Below are 6,112 nucleotides of genomic sequence, written 5' to 3'. Positions count from 1 at the left end.
GACCTCGCCCGCGACCTCACCGGCGTGCTGGAGCGGCACGGCGAGGGCGGACGGCGCTTCGAGGCCGCCTTCTTTCGCAGCGACGGTGCGGTGCGGCGGGTGGCGGCGGGCACGGCTGCGCCACTGCGCGACGGCGCGCGCCTCGCCGCCCTGTTCCGCGAGCGGCTGGAGGCGCTGGCCGACCCGCTCGATCCCGGCTTCGGTTATGACGTGATCCGCCTGTCCGTCACCGCCGCCGAGCCGCTCACCGCCACCCAATCCGGCTTCGACGCCGAGCCGGACGGCGCAGGGCTCGACCAGCTGGTGGACATTCTCTCCGCCCGGCTCGGACCGCGCCGCGTCACCTGCCTTGCCGCGCTGGACAGCCATATTCCCGAGCGCGCCGCCGTGCGGGTGCCCGCGCAGAAGGCGTGGCGCAGCCGGGAAACACGCGCCCAGACCTCCCTGGCACACGACTGGGCCGAGCCGGCCGCCGCCGATGCGCCCCTCGCCCGCCCGCCGGCCTTGTTTCCCGCGCCCGAGCCGGTGGAAACGCTGGCCGAGGTACCGGACGGCCCGCCTTTGCGTTTCCGCTGGCGGCGGGTGCTGCACGAGGTGGCGCGGGCCGAGGGGCCGGAGCGCATCGCGCCGGAATGGTGGACCGCCCTCGATGGCAACCGGCCGGGTCTCACCCGCGACTATTTCCGCGTGGAGGACACTGAAGGACGCCGCTTCTGGCTCTATCGCGAAGGCACCTACGGGCGGGAGACGTCGACGCCCCGCTGGTTCCTGCACGGGCTGTTCCCGTGAGCGCGCCCTTCTATGCGGAGCTGGCGACGGCCTCGCATTTCTCCTTCCTGCGCGGGGCGAGCGCGCCAGCCCATCTGGTGCGTACCGCCGTCGCTCTCGGTCTCGACGGTCTCGGCATCGCCGACCGCAATACGGTGGCCGGTGTGGTGCGGGCCTATAGCGCCCTGGAGGACCTGCGCGCCCTCGACGAGAATCTGGAAGCCGACGATCCCGAGGCGGAGGCCAAGCGCGCCGTCGCCACCCGTGCCCGCGCGTTCCGGCTGGTGACGGGCGCACGGCTCATCTTCTGCGACGGCACGGCGGATATCATCGCCTATCCCTCGACCCGCGCCGGCTGGGGCCGGCTCTGCCGTCTCCTGACCACCGGCAACCGGCGGGCGAAGAAGGGCGAATGCCACCTTTCCCTCGCCGACCTCCTCGCCGACGCGCGCGACCTGATGCTTATCGTGCTGCCGGGCGAAGACGGAAGCGATCTTCCACCCCTCCTCTCCCGCCTCGCCGAGGCCGCCCCCGGGGCGGTGTGGCTTGGCGCCGACATGCCCTTCCATGGCGCCGACCGACGCCGCCTGGCCGCGCTGAAATCCGTCGCCCACGCCGCCGGCGTGCCTCTGCTGGCGATGAACGAGGTGCTGTATGCGACGCCCGAGGAGCGCGACCTGCAGGATATTCTCACCTGCGTGCGCGAGGGCACCACCATCGCCGAGGCCGGGCGGCGGCTCATGGCGAATGCCGAGCGCCACCTCAAGCCTGCCGCCGAGATGGCGCGTCTGTTCCGCGACGCCCCCGAGGCGGTGGCGGAAAGCGCGTCCCTCCTCGCCCGCATCGACTTCACCCTCAAGGAGCTGAAATACGACTATCCCGAGGAGCCGGTGCCCCCCGGCTGGACGCCGCAGGCGTGGCTTGAGGAACTGACCTGGCGCTGTGCCGCCGTGCGCTATCCCGAAGGGGTGCCGGAGAAGGTGGAAAAACTGCTGAGGGACGAGCTGGCCCTCATCCGCAAGCTCGAGTACGCGCCCTATTTCCTCACCATCCACGACATCGTGCGCTTCGCCGAGAGCCAGGGTATCCTCTGCCAGGGGCGAGGCTCGGCGGCGAATTCCGCCGTCTGCTACGTGCTCGGCATCACCGCCGTGGACCCAGCCGACAACGATCTTCTCTTCGCCCGCTTCATCTCCGAGGAACGGCGCGAGCCGCCCGACATCGACGTGGATTTCGAGCACGCGCGGCGCGAAGAGGTGATCCAGCACATCTACGAGAAATACGGCCGCCACCGCGCCGGCATCGTCGCCACCGTCATCCACTACCGCCCGCGCAGCGCCATCCGCGACGTGGGCAAGGCCCTCGGGCTGACCGAGGACGTCACGGCGCGCCTCGCCTCCACCCAGTGGGGCAGTTGGGGGCGGGACATTTCCGACGCGCATATCCGGGAGGCGGGGCTCGACCCGTCAAACCCTTTCATCCGCCGCGCGGTGCAGTTGGCCGGCCGGCTGATGGGCGCGCCGCGCCACCTCTCCCAGCATGTGGGCGGCTTCGTGCTGGCCCGCGAGCGGCTGGATGACACGGTGCCCATCGGCAACGCCGCCATGGCGGACCGCACCTTCATCGAATGGGACAAGGACGACATCGACGTGCTCGGCCTGATGAAGGTGGATGTCCTGGCGCTCGGCATGCTCACCTGCATCCGGAAGGCGCTCGACCTGATGCGCGACCACGAGGGCATCGACTGGGGTCTTGCCGACGTGCCAAGCGGGCAGGCGGACGTCTACGCCATGCTCCAGCGCGGGGATTCCATCGGCGTGTTCCAGGTGGAGAGCCGGGCGCAGATCAACATGCTGCCGCGCCTGAAGCCGAAGGAGTTCTACGATCTCGTCATCCAGGTGGCCATCGTACGGCCGGGACCGATCCAGGGCGACATGGTCCACCCCTATCTGAGGCGCCGCAACGGGCTGGAGGCGGTGGACTACCCCTCCCCCGCCCCGCATCTCGGCGACAAGGACGAACTGCGCGACGTCCTCCACAAAACGCTCGGCGTGCCGCTGTTTCAGGAGCAGGCCATGAAGCTTGCCATGGTCGCCGCCCGTTTCTCCGATGTGGAAGCCAACAAGCTGCGCCGGGCCATGGCCACCTTCCGCAACCTCGGCACCATCCACGAATTCGAGAGCCTGATGGTGGAGCGCATGGTGGCGCGCGGCTACAAGCGGGAATTTGCTGCGCGCTGCTTCGAGCAGATCAAGGGCTTCGGCAGCTACGGCTTTCCCGAGAGCCATGCCGCCTCCTTCGCCAAGCTCGTCTACATCTCCTCCTACATCAAGTGCCGGCACCCGGCCGCCTTCGCCTGCGCGCTGCTCAACGCCCAGCCCATGGGCTTCTACGCCCCGGCGCAGATCGTGCGGGATGCCCGCGAGCATGGCGTGGAGGTGCGCCCGATCGACGTCAATTTCAGCCATCACGACAACACGCTGGAACACCGCAACGATGGCACCCTCGCCCTGCGTCTCGGCTTCCGACAGGTGGATGGCTTTCACGAGGACTGGGGCGGGCGCCTCGCCGCCGCCCGCGCCGTTCCCTTCGCAAGCATCGAGGACCTCGCCCGCCGTGCCCGCCTGCCCACCCGCGCGGTGAAACTGCTCGCCGATGCGGATGCCTTCCGCTCCATGGGCCTCGACCGCCGCGCGGCGCTGTGGCACGCCCGCCGCCTGCCGGACGACGACGCCCTGCCCCTGTTCGCGGCGGCGGACGCCCGTGAATTGGGCGTTGAAGAGGAGGTGACGCTGCCGCGCATGGCGCGGTCGGAGCACATCGTCGCCGACTACCAGACGGTGCGCCTCTCCCTGAAGGGGCATCCCATGGACGAACTGCGCGAGCATTTCCGGAAAGAACGCATTCTTTCCTGCGCCGAGGCATCAGCACTGAAGGACGGCGCCTTTGCCCGCACCGCCGGCGTGGTGCTGGTGCGCCAGCGGCCGGGCAATGGCAAGGCCATCTTCATCACCATCGAGGATGAGACCGGCATCACCAATATCGTCCTGTGGGAGCGGACGCTGGAGCGCTTCCGCCGCGAGGTGATGGGCGCGCGCCTGCTTTTGGTGGAAGGACGCATCCAGAAGAGCCCGGAGGGGGTGGTCCATCTCATGGCCCAGCGCCTCACCGACCGCACCGCCGACCTCGCCTTGCTCTCCCAGGTGCGGCAGCCGCGGATGGAGGTGGCGCGGGCCGACGAGTTCGCCCACCCCCAGCATCCGCGCAAGCATCCGCGTGACGTAAGGGTACTGCCCAAGTCCCGGGACTTTCACTGAGCGCGCCGCCCGCGATGCCGCAGAGGTATCCAGCAGCCCAAGTCCGTAAGGGGGCAGGCGAAAACCCGATAAATCGGGCAAAAAAGGCACGAGGGCCCCGCGCACTTCACGATTTATCCACAAAAACCCGTGAGGCTTCAGAGCATATGGAACCTAAGGCCGGGATACCGTCGCCGTGAAGCCGCTCCTCATCGTTACCGGATTTGTGGCCGCCGCCGCCGTGGGCGCCGGCATGGCCATCAGCCCGCTCCTGTCCGCCAAAGACGACGGCCCGGCGACCACCCAATCCATTTCCCAGCCGGCGAACCCGGCTGCCGGACAGGCCGCCCAGGGCAAGGGCGCGACCGCCGCGCAGAAGAGCGCGGCCGCATCGGCCCAGCCGGTGCCGGCCCCCGCGCCGGAGCCCGCGGCTCCGCCGCCGGTCACGCCGCGCAAGAACTACACCTACAAGTCGTTCGACGTGGATGGCTCCTACATCGCCATGACCTTCGACGACGGCCCGAACCCGGAGACGACGCCGCGCCTCCTGCAGATCCTGCGCGAGCGCAACATCAAGGTGACCTTCTTCGTGCTCGGCAACATGGTCGCCAAGCACCCCGAAGTGCTGAAGATGATCGCCGACGAGGGCCACGAGATCGGCAGCCATTCCTGGAGCCATCCGCAGCTCACCCGCATCAGCCAGGCGGCCGTGGACAAGGAGCTGGGCAACACCTCCGAAGCCATCTTCCAGGTCACTGGCAAGCGCCCGATCTATCTGCGCCCGCCCTACGGCTCCATGAAGCCGTCGCTGCGCAGCTACATCGAGGACAAGTACGGCCTGACCATCGTCAACTGGTCGGTGGACCCCAACGACTGGAAGAACCGCAACAGCCAGGCTGTGCATGACGCCATCATGGCGCAGGTGAAGCCCGGTGCCATTGTGCTCTCCCACGACATCTACGCCACCACCGTGGATGCCATGCCGCGCATCCTCGATGAGCTGGCGGCCAAGGGCTACAAGTTCGCTACGCTGTCGCAGATGGTGGCCATGGACAAGCCGCTGAAGGTGGCCCTCGCCACCCCCGGAACAACCACCGCCAAGAAGCCGAAGCCCGCTGGCGCGAAGCCCGCCGGCACCTCCAAGCCGGCCGCCGCCGCGCCGAAGCCGGCCGCATCCCCGGCCCCGGCCCGCAGTGCCGGTGTCTACTGACGCGACAAACCTATCCCCTCAAACGGCGCTCCGGTCCCCGGGGCGCCGTTTTTCGTTTCGGACCGGTCAGTCCTCGCCCGGATGGGTATGCCCATGATGGTCGTGGTGGGCATCCAGCGCGGGGAGCGTGAGGCCGAAGGTCTTCACCAGATCGTCCACCTGTGCCGGCGACAAATAACGCGGATTGAGGCCGCGCAGCAGCAGATAGAGCTTCGCCGTCTCTTCCAGTTCCTCGGTAGCGAAGACCGCCGCCTCCAGCGTGTCGCCCGCAACCACCGGACCGTGATTGGCCAAGAGCACTGACGTGTACCGGCCGGCAAGGCCCCGGATCGCGTCAGCGACGGCGGGATCGCCCGGCCGATAATAGGGCAGAAGCGCCGTCTGCCCGGCGCGCATGAGGTAATAGGGTGTCATGGGCGGCAAGGCCGCGCGCGGGTCGATCTCCGGCAGCATGGTGAGTGCCACCGAGTGGGTCGAGTGCAAGTGCACGATGGCCCTTGCCGTGCCGCGGGTCTCGTAGAGCGCCGAATGCAGCGGGATTTCCTTGGTGGGCGGATCGCCACTCAGGAGCCGTCCAGCGGCATCGAGGCGGGAGATGCGCGCGGGATCAAGGAAGCCGAGGGACGCATTGGTGGGCGTCACCAGCCATCCGCCGTCGTCGAGCCTCAGGCTGATATTGCCGGACGAACCGGGCGTCAGCCCCCGCTCGAACAGGGAGCGCCCGAAGCGGCAGATCTCCTCCCGCAGTCTGGTCTCGTCCATGGCCGGCCTCCGCTTGTTCCGCCGACGCACCAAAGCGAAGCGGAACTCCCTTGGCAAGCGTGAACCGCACCGCGGT

General features: G+C 68.8%; 4 protein-coding genes. 3 read left to right on the top strand and 1 reads right to left on the bottom strand.

Annotated elements, in window-relative coordinates; translation table 11 throughout:
• The 3 genes from ACE3QW_RS00540 to ACE3QW_RS00530 all read left to right on the top strand — a co-directional run.
• Window positions 1-789: DUF6504 family protein (locus tag ACE3QW_RS00540; RefSeq protein WP_374250002.1), on the top strand; the 789-nt coding region annotated here is incomplete at its 5' end.
• Window positions 786-4,085, top strand: a complete 3,300-nt coding sequence (locus ACE3QW_RS00535; RefSeq protein ID WP_374250001.1) for an error-prone DNA polymerase — start codon at window positions 786-788, stop codon at window positions 4,083-4,085. The genes ACE3QW_RS00540 and ACE3QW_RS00535, both read left to right, overlap by 4 nt.
• A gap of 175 nt (window positions 4,086-4,260) precedes the next feature.
• Window positions 4,261-5,274, top strand: coding sequence for a polysaccharide deacetylase family protein (locus ACE3QW_RS00530; RefSeq protein WP_374250000.1), 1,014 nt, complete (start codon window positions 4,261-4,263; stop codon window positions 5,272-5,274).
• Between the two features lie 66 nt (window positions 5,275-5,340).
• Here ACE3QW_RS00530 and ACE3QW_RS00525 read toward each other — a convergent pair whose 3' ends face one another.
• Window positions 5,341-6,036, bottom strand: coding sequence for an aldolase (locus ACE3QW_RS00525; RefSeq protein WP_374249999.1), 696 nt, complete (start codon window positions 6,034-6,036; stop codon window positions 5,341-5,343).
• Window positions 6,037-6,112: the final 76 nt, after the last annotated feature.

The sequence above is a fragment of the Xanthobacter sp. genome (assembly GCF_041911315.1).
In the GTDB taxonomy this organism is placed as follows: domain Bacteria; phylum Pseudomonadota; class Alphaproteobacteria; order Rhizobiales; family Xanthobacteraceae; genus Xanthobacter; species Xanthobacter aminoxidans.
Note: the sequence above shows the minus strand (reverse complement) of the source record. Positions and strands in the feature narration are given on the sequence as shown.